Below are 21,894 nucleotides of genomic sequence, written 5' to 3' on the forward strand. Positions count from 1 at the left end.
TCTATTCTATTGCCGAAAAAAGTAAAGAAGAATCATTCCCTCCGAATCCGAAAGAGTTGGATAAGACATGTTTGATCGGTAAGCCTTCGTCACATTCTGTAACAGGAATAAGATTCGTATCTTCTATCGGTTTTTTAAAGTTGAGGTTCGGATAAACGATTCCTTCAGATATGGATAATACGGATAAGGCCGCCTCTATCCCTTCCGAAGCTCCTAATGTATGCCCTATAAACGGTTTCAATGAACTGAATCCAGGTGTACCCTCACCGAAAAGATGTATGATCGCTTTCCCTTCCGACAGGTCGTTGTTAGGCGTTCCCGTACCATGCACGTTGATATAGTCCACATCACGGGGAAGTATATTTGCCATTTCAACAGCTTCTTTCATACACAGGTACGGCCCGTCTCCATCGGGAGAAGTGGCTGTCTGGTGATAAGCGTCATTTGCATTGGAATAGCCGGAGAGGATACAATATGGTTTTCTTTTTAATGTTTTTTCTGATTGTAATACAAGATAACCGGCACCTTCGCCCAGATTCAGGCCTTCACGGGATTTGTCAAATGGTTTGCACAGTTCTTTATCCAGAATCATCAGCGAGTTAAAGCCATTCAGGGTAAACTTACATAAAGCATCGGTTCCACCGACGATAACAGCGTCCAGCAATCCGTTTTTAATCATCCTTGCCCCCAGCATTATCGCGTTTCCTGCGGAAGAACAGGCTGTACTTATTGTTGTTACATAATCGGTTATACCCAGATAGGACACAATTTTTTGAGTACTGTCGCCGCAATCGTGCGAAACAATATCCCTTAAACGGCCCTTTTCCTCATCTTTCCGGAAATCGACGTAAAAGTTTTCACTTAAATCCATACCGCCCACCGAGGTGGAAGATATAAGTCCGGTGCGTTGGGCGTTTACGTCTATATCTGAATCCGATAAGGCTTCCTTTGCCGCCAGTATTCCAAGCAAAGCAGTCCGGGAGTATGTTTTACCGGAAGGTAGAGCCAATAGCTCTTTAAGCTGCTCATTTGTATATTTCACCTCACTTACAGGAACATCGAGGCTGGTAGGGAAAAGTGTAACTTTCCCCATTCCATGACTTTTGTGCCGGATAGCATGCAGGTTTTCTTCTGCATTTATGCCTATACCCGATACAATACCTATTCCTGTAATGTAAATCTTCATTATTTCTGATGTGTAGAAATAAATTCGGCTAATGATCTTACCGACCTGAATATTTCGCGTCCTTCACCTTCTCCCGGCTTTTTGATTTTGATACCGTAATTACGTTCGAGGATAAGGATAATTTCGAGAGCGTCGATGGAATCCAGACCCAAGCCGTCTCCGAATAACGGGGCATCGGCATCTATATCTTCGGGAGTCATTTCTTCAAGATTTAATTCCTGTATCAGTTCTTTTTTCAGTTTTTCTATCAATTCTTCCATATTTTATCTTTCTTTATGAGTATGAATTCAGCTTTGTATTTATTTGCAAAATATTCGCACCGACCGGTGATGCAAAATTGTAATTTACTCCTGTTCATGGCGAGTTTTACATATTTTTCCTGTCTTTCCGAACTATCGGGATATTCGATAAAGAAGGTATTTTCACCTTGTATTTTATGACGGATACATATTTCACCGGCAACAATGTTGGGCAGTGTATAAACGAATACAGCCGGACTGGCAGCATCGTCTCCACCTTCATCTATTATCCGCTGATGCTTTAAATCCGTATCTGATGACGAAGAGTAATTGGATAAGATAATTCCCATTTCATCGGAATTAAAAGTGATTCCATCTAGTAAATGCAGCGCTGCTATATATCCCAGTTTGCAGAGGTCATCCATCTTATAGAACTTCTGGTTGCTGTCGCCTGTATTTTTGTATGCTTCGCGGATGAAAACGGCAAAATCACCGGATGTGGAGTTAAATATGACTTCATCATTTACTTTTATAGAACTATTCTCTATAATACAGCGCTTTATTTCGTTGAATAAAAATGTTCCCTGCTCGATTGACTTATGCGAAGGTATTTTGGATAATATAATAGCAGCATTACAACCGCCAAAGCCGGAAGCCGTTTTTAAACAGGTGTTTATCGTCTTTTCACAGATGTGATTATTACTTACATTCAGGGATTGTGAAACACCATTTGTCTGATAACCTAATGTGCCGTATATGACGTTCTCTTTTAATTGGTGTGCGCAAATAATTGTTTCAATGATTCCCGATGCGCCTAATGTATGCCCGAAATACGACTTTAGGCTATTGACAGGAACCTTTTCTAATTGAGCCAGATGAACAGCTTTTGCTTCCATTTCATCGTTGAAAACGGTTGCAGTGCCATGCAGGTTTATGCAGTCAATGTTATTGGCTGTTACTCCGGCTTCATCCATTGCGTCCCTCATTGCATAGTACAGGCCATCACCTGTGCGTGATGGGCCTGATATATGATTGGCGTCGTTGCTTATAGCCCCGCCTCTGATAATTATATTGTTCGTTTCGGATTCTGCGGACAGCAGGATGCTTCCACAAGCTTCTCCCAGGTTTAACCCGTCCCTTTCACTGTCGTAAGGCCTGCAAAGGTTTTCACTCAGGGAACGGAATGACCGGAAACCAGTGGTAATAAAATGAGAAAGGACATCTACCCCCGTAACGATTATATGCTTGTAGTCACCATTCAGGAGTAAGCGGCGGGCAATAATAAGAGCTGATACCCCCGATATGCAGGCATTGGAGACAACCATAGCCCTATCGTCCATTCCGAAATAATCTGTAATCTTAGACGCGCTTTCCCTGAGAAAAACGTTCCTGTCAATGTTTTCTGTATGATGTTGCAGTAAGTCTACATTCCCTTTTGTTGTAGAAAGAATGAAGCCACACTGCTTCAGATCTATATCTTTTTGCGATAATAAGTCCTTAATTGATAATATGGCGAGTTGTTCGGCCTTGCTGAATTCTTGCAGGCTATGCTTTTCTGTCAGTCCGTTCAGAATACCGGAATTAATTAACCCGGCAAGAATTGGTGCATCGGAGATTTTTCCTGCTTCGACAGAGGCAATCCCGGATTTATTCAGATTAATGGCACCGACATTCTCTTTAGTCGTAAATCCTAAAGAACTGATAATGTTATCGGCAGTAATGTATATGTCATTCAGATATTCCATTTCTTCTTCCACTCCTGATAAAAATCGGGATTTGTCCACTCCAGTTCATTATTAGAATTTAAGAATACCTGAACCGTACTTCCTGTAGCAACAACTGTCTCACCATCACTTTTGTAAACAGTATATTCAAATATTATTTTTGCGGCATCCGAAGCTATATAGTTTGTTTCCACAATGGCTTCTTCCCCGAATGATAAGGATTGCTTATACTGGCAGGTGAGGTCGACAATGGGTGCAGTGTATCCGTTTTCGTAAATGTCGCAATAACCGATTCCATATCGTTTGCCAAAGGTTTCCCGGCCATCCTCAAAATACTTGATGTACTGGCCATGCCATACAATACGCATGGAGTCTACTTCACTGAAACGGACTTTTATAGTAGTTCTGTCTGTTAGCGCGGATTCTTTAGCTCTGTATTTATGTTTTTTCATTCCTTTTTCAAAAATATTTTCATACGGCATTCGGCGACAAGGTTATCTCCGATTTTTACTGTCGCACCTATCAGGGTGATTTCGGCGACTTCCTGTATTATTTTTATCTCGGTATGCAGTTCATTACCTACCTTTGGTAAGATGTGAATTGTCATCTTGTCTACAGATCCGATAAAGCCGAGTGGTACGGCGACATTATTTTGCCTACAGATATATCCCACACGTGCTGCGGCCGATTGCGCGATATGTTCTATAATACCGGGTTCCTTGAAATAATTGTTTTCAATGAAAATATTACCGGGGCTGATTGTCAGTCCCGTATATGAACAGTCACCTTCAATTCCATAAAACTTATCGACCATCACTATTGGTGGACGTTGCGGAATTAAGTCCAATATACCTCCTTCTTCTGTTATTACCAGTTTACTCATATTCGTTTACAAACCATAATGCTATGCCCCAATCCCAATCCGTCGTGTATTTCGTTAACTTCCAGTCCGGCTGCTTTTACACAGCGTATCATATCATCCGAATGATACATCTTGCTGTTGCCGTTTGCCAGTGCCGTAAAATACAGGCTGGTCAGAGTGAGGCAATAAGCTGCTGTTTCAAATTTCTGACGATCCCAGAATGTTTCCATAATGTAAAGGAACGAAGATTTTTCCATAGATGCCGCGGCGCGGGTCAAAATACTTGTAGCTTCTTCTTCCGAAAAACAGTCGAGAAACTGACTCATCCATATAGCATCGAAGCCTTTTGGGAAAGGTGCTTCTTTATCCAGCAGATTGCACCCATGCCCGTGTATGCGATCGGAGCCGGTTTGTCCGGAAGTTTGTTTTTTCATCAATTCAAGTTGCTGGGGTAAATCCATGATGGTTACATCTACTTCGGTGTTGAATTCAACGCACTTCATGGCCCAGCGGCCTGTATTACCTCCCACATCGAGCAATGTACGGGGATTGTTTGCAAAGACGATTTCCAATGCTTGTGAAAAAGAATTATCGGAATAAAAATGGTCGAAACCGAACCAGCTTTTTTGTACATTTTCGGGCAACTTTGACAGGCCTTCGTATATTGTCGGCCACTCACCAAATACTTTCAACCCTTCAGGTTTCCCATTCAAAAGAGCTTCTTCCAGATTGAATAGTCCCTGATAGTTTACATCATGATTAAAGTTCATATTGATACGTACCATTTCATCGTTCAATAAGAACCATCCGACCTTGGACAGCATATATTTATCGTCCTTTACCAATACTGTGCCAATCGAAAGCGAAGCCTCCAGCAATACTTGAACTGCATAACGGGATAGCTTCTTATATTCTGATATTTCATTCAATGTTAATCCCTCACGCTTCTCTGCTAACAATTCGAAAACACCGAATTTGAGCATAAGCCGTGATACCTGAAAAACAATAGGGCCAAAGGCTATTTCCTGGGCCATCCGCTGTGCTTCGGCCGCTGAAAACTGCTCTTCGGAATATCTTTTTTGTAAGGAAGGAAACAAGTTCATGATTGATTATATGTTAGTCGGATTGTTATGCTTTACTTTTCGTTCCAGAATTTATAGTAGTTGAACCATTGTTCCGGATATTTTTTTAGAATATTTTCCAGAGCCGGGATATATTGGTCAAGTAATTGTTGTTCAGGCTTTTCTTTTTCATTTTTAGAAACAGGTGCAGCCACAATGAAATGGAACCGGTACGATTTTTTAGGTTCGCGCATGGCAAAATAAAATACTACGGGGACTTTCATCTTTGTCGCCAATAGAAAAGGTCCGGATGGAAAGCTGGTTTCTTTTCCCATGAATATACCTTTCAGGCGTCTCTCTTCATTGATATACCGGTCGCCCTGAAAACAGATATACTCTTTATTATCCAAAGCTCCCTTTATAGCAAATACATGGTTCAGATCAGTATCATTTACAGGAATTACTTTAAAACCGGCCGGAACGGAATTTTTTTGAAGTAATTCTTTTATCCTCTTATATTCAGCGTCATATAAAAGGATGTTGATTTTTTTACCATATTCCTCAAAGAACGGTGTACCCATTTCCCAATTGCCGACATGCGCCCCGATTATAATTGCTCCCGTGTCGGCATTCAGTATATCAAGGAAACTTTCATAATTTTCGAAACGGAAAGTATATTTATCTTTCATTCCGTTGCCGATAGCAATTTTATCTATCAGCGTTTGCCCAAACCTGTAATAGCTACAAAAGAGCATTCCGATAGAGGAAAATATGCTTTTGTTTAGTACCTTACGGGAATAGTACCAGATACTTCCGGTAGCTTTTGGCGCAAAGGGGATAAAGTATAAGACGATAGTGCTTAAAAATATATAAGCCGCAGTAATTCCGATTTTCTTTATCAGGAAGATAAAGAAAAGGTATCCGAATACTCCTCCTCTGGTTTTACCCTTCCATTCCGTCATTTGGCTTGTCGAGATGTTCTATGATAAAATCATAGAAATCCTGAAAAGTTTTTATATTTACAAAGTCATTACCATTTACGGTAAATCCGAAATTCTGTTCTATCAGTACGACCATATCTACAAAGTCGAGGCTATCCATTTCCAGTGTCTCGATCAGAGGCGCATCCGGCTGGATAGTTTCTACATCTACTTCGAATTCTTCGGCTAAAGTAGTTCTTATTTTCTCTATTATCTCCTCGTTCGTCATTTCCATAAAAGACTAGTTACTCTTTGAATTTTTTAATTATCAGGGTTGAATTTGTCCCTCCAAAACCGAATGAGTTGGAAAGGAACATGTCAAATGATGTATCGATACGCTTATTAGGTATATTAAGCAAAGCCGAGGCTTCGTCTGCTTCTTCAAAATTAAGATTCGGGGCAATGAAATTATTATTCATCATCAATATCGAATAGATCGCTTCGCTGGCTCCCGCCATCCACATTTCGTGTCCTGTCATTGACTTTGTGGACGTTACAAAAGGCTTATGTTCACCGAGTACCATGCTGATCGCTTTAGCCTCATTCATGTCCCCGATAGGGGTAGATGTGGCATGCGCGTTTATATACCCGATTTCTTCCGGCTTTACATTTGCGTCTTTCAGGCACATCTCCAATGAACGGACTGGCCCGTCTATATTCGGGGTAGATATATGGTCCCCGTTTGAAGAGAATCCATATCCGATTACTTCTGCCAGAATATTAGCGCCGCGTTTTACCGCAGATTCGTAGCTTTCCACTACCAGACTGGCGGCACCGCCGCTGGGAATAAGCCCGTCCCTGTTCTTGTCGAATGGGCGGGATGCTCTGGCAGGTTCATCTGTCAATTTGGAAAATGTTCCCAATCCATCGAAGCTACCTACCGAATATGGGTTTACTTCTTGGGCGCCTCCGCAAAGGATACAATCCTGTAAACCGTTTTTGATGAGGAAGTATGCTAATCCGATAGCATGTGAACCACTCGCACATGCGCCCGAAACAGTGAGATTAATACCCCTCAGTTTGAAAATAACAGAGAGATTCATTGTTACGGTCGAGTTCATCGACTGGAAGATTGATCCCGAGCCAACGAGCACTGTATTCTTCTTGTTACGGATAATATCGGCGGCTTCTATGACAGGGAGCGCGCTGCTATCGTTGCCATAGAGTACACCTACCTCATTCGCTTCGAGGAATACATCGTCTATTCCTGCATTCCGGAAGGCTTCGAGAGTAGCGACATATGCATATTCGCCCTGTTCGGCTAAGAAGTTACGCTTTTTACGATCGAGAAGTTTTTTCATGTCAGGCCTTTCTATTATGCCTGTCAGAGGGGAAAGGAAACCGAAGTCCAGTCTTTCGGGGTCGATGCCTATACCCGATTTGCCATGATATAGCGAATCTTTTACCTCATCAAGATTTTTTCCGATGCAGGAATAAATTCCCATGCCTGTTATAACAACTCTCCTCATTTATGTATTTATAGTATTATCAGGTATATATACCGCCATTAATGGAAATCACTTCGCCTGTAATGTACGATGCTTCTTTCGAAGCCAGAAAGCCGACTAATGACGCTACTTCTTCCGCTGTGCCGAAACGCCCTGCGGGTATCAGTTTTTTCAACTCTTCTTCCGGCAGGTCTTTTACCATATCCGTTTGTATGAATCCCGGAGCTACGGCGTTTACAGTCACGTTTCTTGGGCCGACTTCAGCTGCAAGCGCTTTTGTCGCTGCTATAAGGCCGCCTTTGGCTGCCGAATAGTTTGCCTGTCCTTTCATTCCTTTAATGCCGGACAAAGATACAATATTTATAATTCGGCCGAATCTCTTTACCAGCATATTTTTCAACATATACTGGGTCACATGGAAGAATCCGTTGAGGCTGACGTTTAATACACTTGTCCAGTCTTCTTCGGGCATCCATATCATCAGGTTATCTTTTCTGATACCTGCGTTATTTACCAGAACTTCTATATATTCGTTTTTATGTCGGGCTGTCCATGTATCGAGAACCGACTTTGTTTCGGCGGCATCCGATACATCAAATTTCAGCAGTTCCCCGTCAGAGCCTTTTTCCTTAACCAACTCTAATGTTTTTTCTGCGTCTTCACGGCTCGAATTATAGTTGATGAGGATAAAATATCCCATTTCGGCAAGTCTGAGACTGGTTGCTCTGCCGATTCCTTTGCTGGCTCCTGTTACTAAAGCGTATTTCATAATGAAATTTTTTCTATCTCTTTATTCGTTAGGTAATTTGTCAGCTTACCGATCTCTTTGTATTTCGGTGTATCTTCTACAAATTTAGGGAAGATCTCCCTTATTTCATCATAGATTACTTTTGTATTCTTTGATAAGTCGTTTTGTATATCCAGACAGTCTATCGCCTGTGTTATCCCCATAAACAAAACAGACATAACCTGATATCCGTTGTCTATTACCGTTTTGGCAAGTAGGGCCGAATTTGTCCCCATGCTTACAATATCCTGATTGTCATTGTTATTCGGTATGCTGTGTACATACATAGGATAGGAGAGTGTCTGGCACTCTGCCGTGGTGGAGGTTGCTGTAAATTGCGCAGCCTGTAATCCGTAGTTCAATCCCAGTACACCCATATTAACAAAGGGAGGAAGTATATCGTTTATCCGGTCGTGAAACAGGTAATTGAGCTGCCTCTCGGAAAGCATAACCATTTTTGTTACAGCGATTTTCAGTTTATCCATTTCAAAGGACACATAATCGCCGTGGAAATTTCCGCCATGATATACATTTCCGCTTTCTTTGTCTACAATAGGGTTATCACAGGCCGAATTGGTTTCGTTAACCAATACCTCCTCGGTATTTACCAAAGTATCGTGTACCGGGCCTAATATCTGAGGAATGCAACGTAATGAATAATATGGCTGGACTTTATGCTTAAGTATTTTTTCTTTATTCTCTTTATTATACAGGTAATTCTCACGCTTGCGTAAGCTGGAACTTCCCTTGCTCCATTTACGCATCATCTTGGCTATCTCTTTCTGACCTTTATGATGTTTTGTCGCATTCAGTTCTTCGGACATAAAGTCATCATACGAAGAGGCTATCTCATTTATCATCACTGATGCCGCAACAGCCCAGTGCAGTAATCTCTTTGCGTATATGAGGTTTACAATACCGATTCCTGTCATTACAGAAGTTCCGTTGGTAACCGAAAGGCCCTCACGTATATGCATGGAGATTGGCTTCAACCGGTTTTCTTTCAATACCTCCGCCGTATCTCTCAATTCACCGTTGTAAAATACTTCACCCTCACCTATTAAAGCTAATGCGATGTGTGCCAATTGTACAAGGTCGCCACTTGCTCCTACGCTGCCATGCTCGGGTACAAACGGACAGATGCCGCGGTTGATAAATTCCGCTAATAAATGAATTAATTCGGGATGAATACCTGATTTTCCCTGCAACAGATTATTCAGGCGTACTATCATCGCCGATTTCACATAGAGGGCGTCCAGAGGTTTGCCTGCTCCTGTGGAATGGCTGCGGATAATATTGTATTGGAGATTGTTCAGGAAGTCATCATCGACACGGTATTGGGCCATAGGGCCAAATCCGGTATTGATACCATATATGATCTTATCCTCCGAAAATTTTTTCAGAAAGTCATAGCTTTGTTGTACTTGGTCAATACTATCTTTATCAACAACCAGTTTCTTTTCCTTAAATAAAAGTGTGTATATAGAATCAATGTCAAGGGCTTTTCCCATTTTTCTTTATAATCAGATTAAAGATTTGCAAAAGTATTACTTTTTGACATCTCCTGCAATGCGCTAAAGAAAAAAACAGTTAAATATAAATATAAAAGACTGAGATTAAAATGAGATATTTTATTTTATAAAGCCAAAAAAAGGTTGTATCAGTGTAAGTATTTCATCATGTATCACAGTATTGTTCGATGCTACAATATGGTGGTTATTAAAAAGGAATTCCTTTCCTTCAAAGTTTGTAATCCGTCCGCCGGCTTCTTCTACTATGAGTGCGCCTGCCATAAAGTCCCAGGGATTGATGAAGGCTTCACACCAGATATCGAACCGTCCGGCAGCTACATAACATAACGACATGGCGGCCGAACCATTGACGCGGATACTGGATGCTTTGCCGTATAACTGATCCATAAAGTGGTTCATCAGGGGTTTGTACTCTTTGTCGTTATATGGTAAATCAAGTCCCACCAGAGCCTTGTTTATGTCGTTCGTGGCAGATACTGATATCTGTTTTCCATTCAGGTACGCGTTGCCGCCTTTCCATGCATAAAAGCATTCATCACGGCATACTTCATATACAACGCCTACTAATGGCTTCGATTTGTAGGTAAGGGCTATACTTACACAGTACGGAGCGTTGTCGTGAATAAAGTTGGTTGTTCCGTCGAGTGGATCGATAACCCAGCAATAGTCTTTTTCTTCGGTTTTTATAGTTTCTTCTTCGGTGACAAATCCGGCTTCCGGCAACAGGGCCGATAATTTTTTTACCAGAAGTTTTTCAGTCTCTTTATCCACATACGATACATAGTCGTGTGCGTTCTTTTCTTCTACTCTGTTTCTTTGAAAAACTTTTCTCTCCTTTGCGAGAAAATGTCCGCCTTCGGTAGCTATTTTGCAGACTTCGGATGTTATATGTTCTAAATTCATAAGTTTATATTAAAAACGGTTCAAATTTAATGAAATAAAAAAGAGTTGTAACTTTATATCGCTATTTATTGTTTAATATTATCTATTAAAGTGTCCATCGTTCATTATTCTGTAATTGCATGGTATACTTTTTGCGGGTTTATAATATATAGATAAATTTATGGAAGTGTTATACATAAAAAATATGGTTTGCAACCGTTGCATTATGGTTGTGGAATCGGAGCTCGAAAAACTGAATATACAACCGCTTTCGGTTGAATTGGGAGAAGTCCGTCTCGATAAGAAACTAACCGCAGAGCAGAAAAATAAGCTGAGCGGGAGGCTCGAATCTCTGGGATTTTCGTTGATAGACGATAAAAAAGGCCGTTTGATAGAACAGGTCAAGAACCTTATTATAGAGTTGGTGCATTATAATAACAATAATCTGAAAATCAATCTGTCTGATTATATCAGTGCGAAGCTTCATCACGATTATAACTATACCAGCAATCTGTTTTCGGAAGTAGAGGGCACTACGATAGAAAAGTATTTTATCGCCCAGAAAATAGAAAAGGTAAAGGAATTGCTGGTATATGATGAGTTAACGCTGAATGAAATAGCTTTCAACCTGAATTATTCCAGTGTTGCTCATCTTAGCGCCCAGTTCAAGAAAGTAACGGGCCTCACCCCGAGCCACTTCAGGCAAATAAGAACAAACAAGCGAAAGCCATTGGATGAGGTGTAAATCTCATAAACTTTCCAAAGAATAGTATAACAAATTCCGGCTATTTTGTTGCCATCTTTGTACAATCAAAAGATGAAGATTATGAAAGCAACAGATAATACAGTAAAGAAGACGTTCCCCGTACTCCAGATGTCATGCGCGTCGTGTGCTATAAGCGCGGAGAGTATTGTTAAGGGACTGAAAGGGGTGGTAAATGCATCAGTTAACTTTGCTACTGCAACATTGACTGTAGAATATTTACCGGATGATATATCTCCCGAAAATATGCGTGATGCAATTCAGGACGGGGGATATGACCTACTTATTGAAGAAGACAAGAATACAACCACTGAAACTTTGGAAGAAATTCACCGGAAGAAATTCGGTGATCTGAAACGGAAAACGATATTAGCCATCGTCCTTTCTATACCGGTAGTTGTGATAGGGATGTCCTTTATGCATATGCCCTATGCCAACGAAATAATGTGGGTGCTTTCCACTCCTGTTATTTTCTGGTTGGGTAAAGATTTCTTTATCAATGCGTGGAAGCAGACAAAGCACAGATCTGCAAATATGGATACACTCGTGGCGTTGAGTACAAGTGTGGCTTATTTGTTTAGCGTATTCAATACGCTGTTCCCTGATTTCTGGATAGCGAGAGGAGTAGAACCCCATGTCTATTTCGAGGCTGCCAGCGTTATCATCGCATTTATTCTATTAGGACGGTTGCTGGAGGAAAAGGCAAAAGGGAATACTTCGTCTGCCATAAAAAAGCTGATGGGCTTGCAACCGAAGACCGTTACGATTATACAAGAAGATGGCAGTCACAATCAAATTCCGGTTGAAAATGTAAGTATAGGTGACCTGATCCTGGTAAAGCCGGGAGAAAAGATTGCGGTCGACGGACGGGTTACAGAGGGTACATCGTATGTAGACGAAAGTATGCTGAGCGGAGAGCCTGTACCTGTATTGAAGGAAGCAGATGAAAAAGTATTTGCCGGAACAATAAACCAGAAGGGAAGTTTCCGCTTCAAAGCAGAGAAAGTAGGTTCCGAAACCATGCTTGCCCAAATCATAAAGATGGTACAGGAAGCCCAAGGGAGTAAAGCGCCAGTGCAGAAACTGGTTGACAAAATAGCAGGGATATTTGTTCCTGTGGTGATAAGCATTGCGATTGTGTCTTTCATTATCTGGCTTGTGTCAGGCGGTAGCGGAGGGTTTACGCATGGATTACTGGCATTGGTAACGGTGCTGATTATAGCCTGTCCTTGTGCTTTGGGACTTGCTACGCCGACAGCGATAATGGTCGGGGTAGGGAAAGGCGCTGAAAAAGGCATCCTGATAAAAGATGCCGAAAGCCTCGAACTGGCGAAGAAGATAAACGCAGTTGTGCTGGACAAGACCGGAACCATAACAGAAGGTAAACCTCAGGTAACCGATATTCTCTGGCTGAATAATGATGACAGCCGCAAAGCCGCTTTGTTAAGTCTGGAGAAGCAGTCGGAGCATCCGCTGGCAGAGGCTGTGGTACGATATTTCGATGCATTGGCGTCTATTCCTGTTTCTGGTTTCGAAAGTATTACGGGAAAAGGAGCTAAAGGCTTTGTTGGCGGGCAGTTATATTTTGCCGGAAATTATAAATTGCTGAATGATAACAACATTGTTATAAATGAAGCCTTAGGCAAAAAGGCCGAAGAACTTAGTTCCCAGTCTAAAACCGTAATCTGGTTTGCTGATGATAAGCAGGCGATTGCTGTCGTTGCCATTGCAGATGAGATAAAGATGACTTCGCAAACCGCTGTGCGGGAATTACAATCCTCAGGAATAGAGGTGTATATGCTCACCGGCGACAATGGCTCCACAGCTAAGGAGATAGCCGCGAGAACCGGTATAAAACACTATAAAGCCGAAGTGTTGCCTCAACAAAAAGCTGAATTTATAAAGCAATTGCAAGCAGAAGGTAAAATAGTAGCGATGGTCGGAGACGGCATTAATGACAGTACGGCGCTGGCTCAGTCCGATTTGAGCATAGCGATGGGTAAAGGCAGCGATATTGCTATGGATGTGGCAAAGATGACAATTATATCGTCGGACCTCACCAAAATACCCGAAGCGATTAAGCTGTCGCGGCAAACTGTGACTACTATACGGCAAAACCTGTTCTGGGCATTTATATATAACCTGATAGGGATTCCTATTGCCGCGGGTATCCTTTTCCCAATCAACGGTTTTTTACTTAATCCGATGATAGCAGGCGCGGCGATGGCATTGAGTAGTGTCAGCGTGGTTAGTAATAGCTTACGCTTGAAATGGAAGAAATAAAGATTTATAACCCTCATAACTGGTAGGGCAAAGTAATTCATAACTTATAACTCATAACTCATTAAACATATGGAAACAAAGACATTTACATTTAAGACCAATATCAATTGTGGCGGATGTATCGCCAAAGTTACCCCATTCCTCGATGAAGTGAAGGGCATTTCAAACTGGAATGTTGATACCACGAATAAGAATAAGGTACTGACTGTAGTATCGGACGGCATCACCGAAAGTGAAGTAATAGATACTGTACAGAAGGCCGGATTCAAAATAGAAACGATATAAAGCATTATTTAACGGGCGGCTGATTATATAATTAGTCGCCTGTTTTTTGAGTGAATTCATCTCTGTTATTAAATATCTAAATACTTTTTAATTATTTATATCTCTGGTTATACTGAAGCTTTATAAACTTTTCAAAGAACGCTTTCTTTTTATATATAGATAAAGTTTTTACGAAAATATTCAGATAGTTACCAGAATTTTCATCCGTGTAATATTGGCGCATTCGTTTTTATTGTCTTACCTTTGTCGCAGCATTTCTAACGTTGTGTAATGTCATGGATTGGTTAATGGAGACCATTTTTGAGCCCTCGTCGGTTCAATCTATTATAGTTATTTCGGTCGTTTCGGCCATTGGGTTGCAACTGGGCAAGTTGAAACTGTTCAATATTTCACTGGGTATCACCTTTGTTTTCTTTGTCGGCATTATACTAGGGCATTTCAACCTTGACCTGAATAAAGATATGCTTAGTTTTGCACAGAACTTCGGGCTTATACTGTTTATCTATGCGTTGGGATTACAGGTTGGTCCAGGCTTCTTTTCATCTCTGCGGAAAGGTGGCCTTCGTTTAAATCTGCTGGCTTTGGGCGTTGTATTCCTCGGTTTGGTAATGGCGCTTATATTCAGTATCGTAAGCGATATTTCTTTACCTAATATGGTAGGCATCCTATGTGGAGCCACTACAAATACTCCGGCTCTTGGTGCTGCCCAACAAGCCTTGAAGCAAATAACCGGCGGAGATGCAAAAGCCATAGCTGATATGGCATTGGCTACAGCCGTTGCATATCCTTTGGGAGTAGTAGGTGTAATATTGGCTATCATATTTCTGAAGAAGGTATTTGTGGCCAAAGGAGCCTATGCTGTTCCCAGCGAGAAAAAAGACCATAATACATATGTAGGAGAGTTTCATGTGACTAATCCTGCTATAGAAGGAAAGACAATCCGTGATTTAATGAAGCTGTCTCCAAAGCGTTTTGTCATATCACGCATATGGCGCGATGGTAAAGTGACTATCCCTACGTCCGAAAGTGTGATGCAACATGATGACCACCTACTGATTATCTCCATTAAATCGGATGTAGAGCATATCAAGGTTTTGTTCGGTGAGCAGGAAAACGTGGACTGGAATAAGGAAGATATAGACTGGAATCATATAGATAACAGCCAGCTTGTATCGCGCCGCATCATTGTCACCCGCAGCAAGGTCAATGGTGTGAAACTGGGTGCTTTAAGACTTAGGAACAATTATGGGATCAATATTACCCGTATCAACCGCGCAGGTATAGACCTGCTTGCTTCCCCGGACTTATCGTTGCAGATAGGCGACAAGCTCACAGTGGTAGGAGAAAAGGCGTCGATAGACAATGTGGCTAAAATACTCGGTGACGAAGAGAAACGTCTCGACCGTCCCAACCTCATCGCTATTTTTGCCGGTATTGCCTTAGGTCTTATCTTGGGTGCATTACCATTGCCTTTCCCGGGTATGACATTCCCTGTGAAGCTGGGTATAGCCGGGGGACCTATCATTGTAGGAATACTGATGGGCGCATTTGGCCCACGATTCCGCTTTACTACATATACGACTCAGAGTGCAAACTTGCTGATGCGCCAGTTCGGGCTCACGGTCTATCTGGCATGCTTGGGAGTCAGCGCCGGAGAGCATTTCTTCGATACGGTATTCCAGACAGAGGGACTGATATGGATAGGCTTCGGCTTTATCCTGACCGTTGTTCCTATCATTATTATAGCCCTGTTTGCCATGAAGATGTTCAGACTCAACTATGCCAGATGTGTCGGAATGCTATGCGGCAGTATGGCAAACCCAATGGCGCTCAACTATGTAAACTCGATAATAGAAGACGATGAACCATCAGTAGCGTATGCCACTGTTTATCCCGTATCTATGTTTGCCCGGATAATCTTTACGCAACTGTTGCTGATGTTCTTTATATAGTTACGAGTTACTTCGCCTTTCGGGAAGTTACAAGTTACGAGTTTTGTCGCTTTGCGCCATTTATTCATGCGTCAGCCGACTTGTATCTTGTAACTCGTATCTTGTAACTATACTTCCTCTTCCGGCTTAGCGCCATTATAGCAATATGTACAAACGCATTCTTTGGGCAGTCCGATCGATGCGATCAGGTCCTCTACTGTAATAAACTTCAGTGTTGTTATATTCAGCTTTTTACGGATGCAGTCTATCATATTCTTATATTGCGGCGAATCGGTAGTCGCGTACTTATCCAGATCTTTTGCGTGATTACCTTCGAGTTCCTCCACTGTACGGCGGGCAATCAGTTCCAATGGTGAACGTGATGCCGAAAAACCCAGGTAAGGGCATGAGAACAAAATCGGCGGGCTACCTAAACGGATATGTACTTCTTTGGCTCCGTATCCGTAGAGTATATTCACATTGTCGTTGAGCTGCGTGCCCCGTACAATGGAATCGTCACAGAATATTACCCGCTTATCCCTTAGCAGTTCCCGGTTTGGGATCAGTTTCATCTTAGCTACCAGATCCCGCACTTTCTGATTTGCCGGTGTAAAGCTTCGCGGCCACGTAGGGGTATATTTGATAATGGCACGGCGATAAGGGATTCCTTTTCCTTCGGCATATCCCAGGCCCATCCCGATACCCGAGTCGGGGATAGCTGCCACATAATCCGCTTCCGTATCGTCTTTCTTAGCCATGGCTTGTCCACTGGCATAGCGCACAGCATCCACGTTTATCCCTTCATAGTCGGATACCGGATAACCATAGTACACCCAGAGGAAAGAGCAGGCCTGCATCTTTTTATTTGGTTTGCGCAGTTGGGTCATACTGTCGGCAGTAAGCATGACTACTTCTCCCGGCCCGACATTATATTCTAATTCGTATTCCAGATTGGGAAAACTGCAAGGTTCGCTTGTTGCCGCATATGCTCCGTCTTTCTTTCCTATAAGGACGGGGGTACGCCCCCATTTATCACGTGCCGCGATAATTCCTTCTTCGGTAAGGATAAGCATGGAACAAGAGCCTTTTATCTTTTCCTGAACAAGCTCTATCCCTTCTACAAAGGTATTGGCCTGTGAGATAAGGAGAGCTATCAGCTCCGTTTGATTAATTTGTCCGGCATTAAATTCCGAAAAGTGACAACCTTTATCGAGCAGTTCCTTTTCCAGCTCATCTATATTGTTTACTTTGGCGACCGTTACCACTGCATATTTGCCCAGATGGGAACTGATAAATATAGGCTGAGGGTCGGTATCGCTGATGATACCGATACCTGAGTTGCCCTGAAATTTATCCAGGTCGGCTTCGAAGCGCAGACGGAAATATGAATTTTCCAGATTATGAATAGCCCGTTTAAAAGTCCCGTCATGGAGTGTAACCATTCCTCCCCTGCGGGTACCTAGATGAGAGTTGTAATCCGTGCCGTAAAAAAGGTCTGTAGCACAGGCTGTTTTAGATATTGTTCCAAAGAAACCACCCATTTTCTATTGTGTTTTTTAATTATAGTCGCAAAAAGGTAATTTTATATTGTGCCTTAAAGTCATCATAACTGCCAATCATAGTTATACTTATATGGATAACATAAGGCGTGATGCCTTGTTTTTTCAGATTGGGATATAAAAGTACTGGTTTTCGTTGAAATATTCGCCCTGTAAGCAACAGATTAATATTTTTAATTAATATACTTATTGTACTTATGTTACCATTTTTTATCGTGAAATCCACGGTTAAAGGTAGCAAAACAACCGGATCTGCAAAGGCAAAGGGCAGTATAATCCATCCTTTGGCAATCGAATTTATCCGAAGGATTTTCTTTCCCTGTTTAGCCCTGTTTTTCATAACATTCTGTAGCTCATTGATATATAACTTAAATGTAAAAAATGAGCCTATGAAACCGGAACTAAAGGGTTTGTTCTACCTAAAAAAGAACCAACGCAACAAAGGAGGCCTCTGCCCTGTAATGGGATACATCCGTATCGGTAAATCCGTGTCGCAGTTCAGTCTGAAAATAGACGCTGATACTAACCTGTGGGATACCAAAGCAGGACGGGTGAAAGGCAAAAGCCACCAGGCTCTAGAAATCAACCGGGTTATCCACACCCGCTATAAAGAGTTGAGCGAAATTAATTCTCAGGTCGATGCCGATGACCTGAAAAATGCCGTACAGGGTATAGCTTCCATCCAGCCTACAGTACTGGATTCTTTCCGGACAATGAATGATGCTATTTCTGCACGGGTGGGAAAAGACTATAGTAAGGCGGGATTCGAACAATAATACATTGTCCGGAGAAAGCTTCCAGCATACGCCCTGCAACTATATCGTAAATCTTCCGTTCGTCATAATACTTTATAACCAAGAAAGAGATATTTCTTTTTCGAAATACCTCCTTCTTTCAGCGGCTAAAGCCTTGAATCCGGATCGTTCATATAGCTGTCTTTAAGCAAATCCAGAAATGGCGAGACATCCGCCATTTCGTTGATACGCGTTACTTTATTATGCGGCCGATTCACCTTCCTGTTGAAAAAGACTTCCAGTTATTTTTCAATATCTATAAACCTGGTTCTCTTTCCTTTATGAAAGGAGATATTGGCGACATACAGCGATCTGGCCAACTCTATAAGGTCGTTATCCGAAATTTGCCAGTCGAACGCAGAAGATCCTGTCATAGGTGAGACTTTCTTCCATGGCGTATCAATCTGTGTATAAAAGAGTTTCGGCTCCGCCAGCAATTGCCTTTCCACCCACTCAATATGTATGTCGACCAGCTTAATGGCTTTATACAGATAAGTCCTTACATTTTTTCCCGATACGCCTGTCAATCCTGCAAATTCAGCGCGGGTATAAGCAAGTGTGTTGCGATATACGGTCTTATCGGTAGAAGCGGTGCTTTGAGTAAACAGAAGCCCGGCAAACTCGTTATAGCTGCTTTCCAATGTCCGGGTGTCGATGTCGATATCTTTACGTGAAGCCTCCTGCAATGTGCAGAAGAACTTCGTAGTGATAAATCGTTTCATGATTATTTGAAAAAAGGAGATTGTCCGTTTATTCGTAGACAACCTCCTATTTATTTAATGTTTATAAATAATAACAAATGGAATTAAAGTTTACAACTGCCAGCTTCTCATAACTAATAATCAAAGAGAAGTACCTTTGATATATATAATTTCGGAACCGCCCTCCCATATTAATTTCAAAGTAATATCCCGGTCTGACTTTACCCGGATATCAGGCTTGTCTGTCTTTCTCTTCCTTTTATGACATATGAAATCGGCAAAATTTCCTTTCCCAACAGGTAGATTTTTTACGCCAAACGTATCGGTAAGCCGGACATCCCAGACAACGCTGTTTCCTTCAGGTTGGATATGTATCCCATAAATATATTCGAACAAAATGCTTATAGGGGTAATACCTGTCCAGCCGACAAAATCCTTACGGCTTTGTTTTGGGAAGAACCCTTTTTCAGGAGCATAGTTCTCCCATAATGTACCTGTCCTGTTATATACATCTATGACATTGTTATAATGATTCAAGGCAATCTCGTATGCCAGGGAATCCTGTTTACAATTAGTCAGCCCTTTTAATAGCATATAAGTTGTGGGGGCCCATACGCCGCCACGCCAATATCCGCCGTCCGGTTCGTATCCTAGATGATCTGCGGACAATGTGGGCGGACGGTGATTACGATTAAATTCCATAGGGTTGCTCAGATGTTCTAAAAAGCGTTCCAACTTATCATCCGGGACTATATTTGCCAGTAAAGACCAATATGCCGCTATACTTTTTACATAATTGGGGGTGCCGTCTCTATATAAATCATAATAGTAAGCGGAAGCTTCATCCCACATTTTATCTCGGACATACTGTCTCAGAAATTTATTTTCTTCTATTATATCCTTAACATCGTCCCTGCGATTAATGATTTCAGCTATTTCAACCAGAATATTTCCGGCAAATACCTGTTGAATTGTAATATCTACCCACGACATAAATCCATGGCTGAAATCAACACTGTAACCTTTTTGCAGACGGGGCTGGTTATCCATACCACAGCCCCAGCCTGAAGAGAAATACGATCCGTCCGGCCAACTGTAATTTGACCTGAACCATTGGTAATAGGCAAGCAATGCGGGAAAAACATCTTTTAACCTTTCCTTATTACCAAACATAAGATAATATTCCCACTCAGCCCAGGGTAACAGGTTGGGGCCTGTACTCGAGATATCGTATTTTTCAAAACTTTCACTCCCGTCTATTTGAGAAATTTCCCGGCTTATAAAGCCATCTCTATGTTGTTTTGCATAGAAGTTATCCAGTGTTTGCTGAAAATTAAAGGCGTTTTTCCCATAACGCCCAAACATTACCATAAAACTACTATCCCACATAAAAAGATGGCGATTGAACGCTGCATCTATATAAGGTGAGATCAATCCGCTTCCCGGTTCTACAGTATACAGATTTGAAAATGCAATTTCCCAAGCTTTCCAATAGGCGCTGATAGCATCGGGACACGCTTCCCATTCGGGTTGAGGGAGCTTCGCCTTACATTCTTCAAAGGACCGGGGAATCATATTGTCGGGACTCTTTTGGAGGAATTTGTTTTCAGAGACATAACGATTCGGGATATCGGTAAGAAGGCTTTTTTGAGCTGAAAGCGTATTTATGCTAAAAAGCGATAATAGTATAATTATACTGTTTCTTATGAAGAAGGTATTTACCATATATTTTATTTTTGGTACGACCAATTCAATCAGACATTAATTTGTTTACAAATGTGTAAAAATAGAGAGTCTCCGGTTGAATGGACGAACATTAATCTATATGGGGCGAAAAAAATATTCGCCCCATAAACCAATTTTATTCATTAACAACGAACCCGTGTAATTTTACGTCATCCAACTCAACAAAGCGGTCATTTCTAGGGTCAGCGTTACCGATACGCCAGAAATAAATACGGAATTCCACAGGCTTATCTTTCTGCGTAGCCAAAGAACTGATATCTACTTCATTCATAACCCATCCGCTAACCGTATTGACTTCATTTGCGAAAACTTCAACGGGATTTCCTAAGCGTTTACCCACAGAGAAACCATCTACATTGCTGTACAGGGCAGCAAAATAAGATAACTTATTATTTCCCAAGCGTTCAGTTGTGCGAGCCTGTAGCTTAAAGCTTAGCCATTTAAGATCGAGTCTTTTACCTGCTTCGGGGGTGACGGTAAAGGTCAGATAATCGCTTTTTTGCGATCCCGCTGTAGTAGCGTTAAGTACTTCTGTTTCACTCGTACAATTAATATGTTCGGGTAATTGCCCAAAGTCATGTATGCATCTTCTTACACCAATCCCCTCTGGAGCTTCGAATGGAACGAAAGTAACATTGTTTTTACCGTCCTCAATGTGGTTATCAAATGATGTAGCGCTCAGTTTAGCCTGCGTTCCTATCAGGGGATTGAAGGTTCCGTCCTCAAAATCATATTTTAACAGCAACTCTACTTCATCCGAAGGATATTTTGGCCAGTCAACCGAAGCAATTATAACTTTCCTCTGGGTAGATACTGGTCCCCCGTCGCACATACCTGTAAAAGTAATTGTATATTCACCTGTATAAGGTATAAATACCGTATCTATTTGCCTGGTAGATATTCCGGCTACGTAGTTCCAGTAAGGAGCGTACTGGGTAGTATTGTTTTTGAGCACAATAGCATTTGTCCCCGGCGTGAGTGGATAGACTTCTATATCAAACACGCTTTCCGAAGGAAGAGCTTCCAGACTCCGGTCCGATTCTACCGGGTCGAGGCAGGAAATCATCGAGAAAAGTACTACTGACAGTACTAATATTAATAGCTTATAATTTTTCATATTCCAACAATTTT

22 protein-coding genes are annotated in these 21,894 nt (G+C 41.7%); 5 read left to right on the top strand and 17 right to left on the bottom strand.

Annotated features, from left to right (window positions below):
* Window position 1: 1 nt before the first annotated feature.
* From ACYQ3L_RS13455 to ACYQ3L_RS13510, 12 genes are all read right to left on the bottom strand, one after another.
* The gene (locus ACYQ3L_RS13455; RefSeq protein WP_379999380.1) at window positions 2-1,186 is read right to left on the bottom strand and encodes a beta-ketoacyl-[acyl-carrier-protein] synthase family protein; all 1,185 of its coding nucleotides are present in this window, start codon (window positions 1,184-1,186) and stop codon (window positions 2-4) included.
* Window positions 1,186-1,446 carry a phosphopantetheine-binding protein gene (locus ACYQ3L_RS13460; protein WP_291110700.1) on the bottom strand — a complete coding sequence of 87 codons (261 nt, stop codon included), beginning with the start codon at window positions 1,444-1,446 and terminating at the stop codon, window positions 1,186-1,188. The genes ACYQ3L_RS13455 and ACYQ3L_RS13460 overlap by 1 nt, the downstream gene beginning before the upstream one ends.
* Window positions 1,434-3,170 (bottom strand): beta-ketoacyl synthase N-terminal-like domain-containing protein, encoded by a 1,737-nt coding sequence (locus ACYQ3L_RS13465; protein WP_379999481.1) that lies wholly within the window; start codon window positions 3,168-3,170, stop codon window positions 1,434-1,436. Before ACYQ3L_RS13465 ends, ACYQ3L_RS13460 begins: the two co-directional genes overlap by 13 nt.
* The gene (locus ACYQ3L_RS13470; RefSeq protein WP_379999382.1) at window positions 3,158-3,601 is read right to left on the bottom strand and encodes an acyl-CoA thioesterase; all 444 of its coding nucleotides are present in this window, start codon (window positions 3,599-3,601) and stop codon (window positions 3,158-3,160) included. Before ACYQ3L_RS13470 ends, ACYQ3L_RS13465 begins: the two co-directional genes overlap by 13 nt.
* Entirely contained in the window at window positions 3,598-4,032 is a 435-nt protein-coding gene (locus ACYQ3L_RS13475; protein WP_291110696.1) for a hotdog family protein, read from the bottom strand. Before ACYQ3L_RS13475 ends, ACYQ3L_RS13470 begins: the two co-directional genes overlap by 4 nt.
* Window positions 4,029-5,114 carry a FlxJ family methyltransferase gene (locus tag ACYQ3L_RS13480; RefSeq protein ID WP_379999384.1) on the bottom strand — a complete coding sequence of 362 codons (1,086 nt, stop codon included), beginning with the start codon at window positions 5,112-5,114 and terminating at the stop codon, window positions 4,029-4,031. The genes ACYQ3L_RS13475 and ACYQ3L_RS13480 overlap by 4 nt, the downstream gene beginning before the upstream one ends.
* A 32-nt stretch (window positions 5,115-5,146) precedes the next feature.
* Window positions 5,147-6,034 carry a lysophospholipid acyltransferase family protein gene (locus tag ACYQ3L_RS13485; protein ID WP_379999386.1) on the bottom strand — a complete coding sequence of 296 codons (888 nt, stop codon included), beginning with the start codon at window positions 6,032-6,034 and terminating at the stop codon, window positions 5,147-5,149.
* Entirely contained in the window at window positions 6,015-6,281 is a 267-nt protein-coding gene (locus ACYQ3L_RS13490; RefSeq protein WP_006801508.1) for an acyl carrier protein, read from the bottom strand. Before ACYQ3L_RS13490 ends, ACYQ3L_RS13485 begins: the two co-directional genes overlap by 20 nt.
* Window positions 6,282-6,297: 16 nt before the next feature.
* Window positions 6,298-7,521, bottom strand: coding sequence for a beta-ketoacyl-[acyl-carrier-protein] synthase family protein (locus ACYQ3L_RS13495; RefSeq protein WP_379999388.1), 1,224 nt, complete (start codon window positions 7,519-7,521; stop codon window positions 6,298-6,300).
* Between the two features lie 19 nt (window positions 7,522-7,540).
* Entirely contained in the window at window positions 7,541-8,269 is a 729-nt protein-coding gene (flxB, locus tag ACYQ3L_RS13500) for a flexirubin biosynthesis SDR family reductase FlxB (protein WP_379999390.1), read from the bottom strand.
* Window positions 8,266-9,798: a flexirubin biosynthesis tyrosine ammonia-lyase FlxA gene (flxA, locus tag ACYQ3L_RS13505; RefSeq protein ID WP_379999392.1), complete on the bottom strand. Its 1,533-nt coding sequence runs from the start codon at window positions 9,796-9,798 to the stop codon at window positions 8,266-8,268. Before flxA ends, flxB begins: the two co-directional genes overlap by 4 nt.
* 120 nt (window positions 9,799-9,918) lie before the next feature.
* Window positions 9,919-10,722 carry an inositol monophosphatase family protein gene (locus ACYQ3L_RS13510; protein WP_379999394.1) on the bottom strand — a complete coding sequence of 268 codons (804 nt, stop codon included), beginning with the start codon at window positions 10,720-10,722 and terminating at the stop codon, window positions 9,919-9,921.
* 160 nt (window positions 10,723-10,882) lie between these two features.
* On the opposite strand from ACYQ3L_RS13510, the gene ACYQ3L_RS13515 reads away from it, so the two are divergent.
* The 4 genes from ACYQ3L_RS13515 to ACYQ3L_RS13530 all read left to right on the top strand — a co-directional run bounded on the left by ACYQ3L_RS13515 (window position 10,883) and on the right by ACYQ3L_RS13530 (window position 15,984).
* Window positions 10,883-11,446 carry a helix-turn-helix domain-containing protein gene (locus ACYQ3L_RS13515; RefSeq protein WP_379999396.1) on the top strand — a complete coding sequence of 188 codons (564 nt, stop codon included), beginning with the start codon at window positions 10,883-10,885 and terminating at the stop codon, window positions 11,444-11,446.
* Window positions 11,447-11,527: 81 nt separating this feature from the next.
* Window positions 11,528-13,747 carry a heavy metal translocating P-type ATPase gene (locus ACYQ3L_RS13520; RefSeq protein ID WP_379999398.1) on the top strand — a complete coding sequence of 740 codons (2,220 nt, stop codon included), beginning with the start codon at window positions 11,528-11,530 and terminating at the stop codon, window positions 13,745-13,747.
* A gap of 69 nt (window positions 13,748-13,816) precedes the next feature.
* Window positions 13,817-14,032, top strand: coding sequence for a heavy-metal-associated domain-containing protein (locus tag ACYQ3L_RS13525; protein ID WP_379999400.1), 216 nt, complete (start codon window positions 13,817-13,819; stop codon window positions 14,030-14,032).
* 275 nt (window positions 14,033-14,307) lie between these two features.
* Window positions 14,308-15,984, top strand: coding sequence for a putative transporter (locus tag ACYQ3L_RS13530; RefSeq protein WP_379999402.1), 1,677 nt, complete (start codon window positions 14,308-14,310; stop codon window positions 15,982-15,984).
* Between the two features lie 107 nt (window positions 15,985-16,091).
* Here the strand turns inward: ACYQ3L_RS13530 and ACYQ3L_RS13535 are convergent, their stop codons facing one another.
* Complete coding sequence (locus ACYQ3L_RS13535; RefSeq protein WP_379999404.1) at window positions 16,092-17,504, bottom strand: amidophosphoribosyltransferase; 1,413 nt, start codon at window positions 17,502-17,504, stop codon at window positions 16,092-16,094.
* Between the two features lie 19 nt (window positions 17,505-17,523).
* A complete protein-coding gene (locus tag ACYQ3L_RS13540) occupies window positions 17,524-17,862 on the bottom strand; it encodes a hypothetical protein (protein ID WP_459952424.1) in 339 nt (112 codons plus the stop codon).
* Window positions 17,863-17,911: 49 nt separating this feature from the next.
* Here ACYQ3L_RS13540 and ACYQ3L_RS13545 point away from each other — a divergent pair, with 49 nt between their 5' ends.
* On the top strand, window positions 17,912-18,298 hold the full coding sequence (locus ACYQ3L_RS13545; protein WP_379999406.1) for an Arm DNA-binding domain-containing protein: 387 nt from the start codon (window positions 17,912-17,914) through the stop codon (window positions 18,296-18,298).
* A gap of 260 nt (window positions 18,299-18,558) precedes the next feature.
* Here ACYQ3L_RS13545 and ACYQ3L_RS13550 read toward each other — a convergent pair whose 3' ends face one another.
* The 3 genes from ACYQ3L_RS13550 to ACYQ3L_RS13560 form a co-directional block, all read right to left on the bottom strand.
* Complete coding sequence (locus ACYQ3L_RS13550) at window positions 18,559-19,038, bottom strand: hypothetical protein (RefSeq protein WP_379999408.1); 480 nt, start codon at window positions 19,036-19,038, stop codon at window positions 18,559-18,561.
* Between the two features lie 120 nt (window positions 19,039-19,158).
* Window positions 19,159-20,742 carry an MGH1-like glycoside hydrolase domain-containing protein gene (locus ACYQ3L_RS13555; RefSeq protein ID WP_379999410.1) on the bottom strand — a complete coding sequence of 528 codons (1,584 nt, stop codon included), beginning with the start codon at window positions 20,740-20,742 and terminating at the stop codon, window positions 19,159-19,161.
* Window positions 20,743-20,878: 136 nt separating this feature from the next.
* Entirely contained in the window at window positions 20,879-21,880 is a 1,002-nt protein-coding gene (locus tag ACYQ3L_RS13560; protein WP_379999412.1) for a hypothetical protein, read from the bottom strand.
* Window positions 21,881-21,894 lie beyond the last annotated feature (14 nt).

It is taken from the genome of Dysgonomonas termitidis, assembly GCF_054657735.1.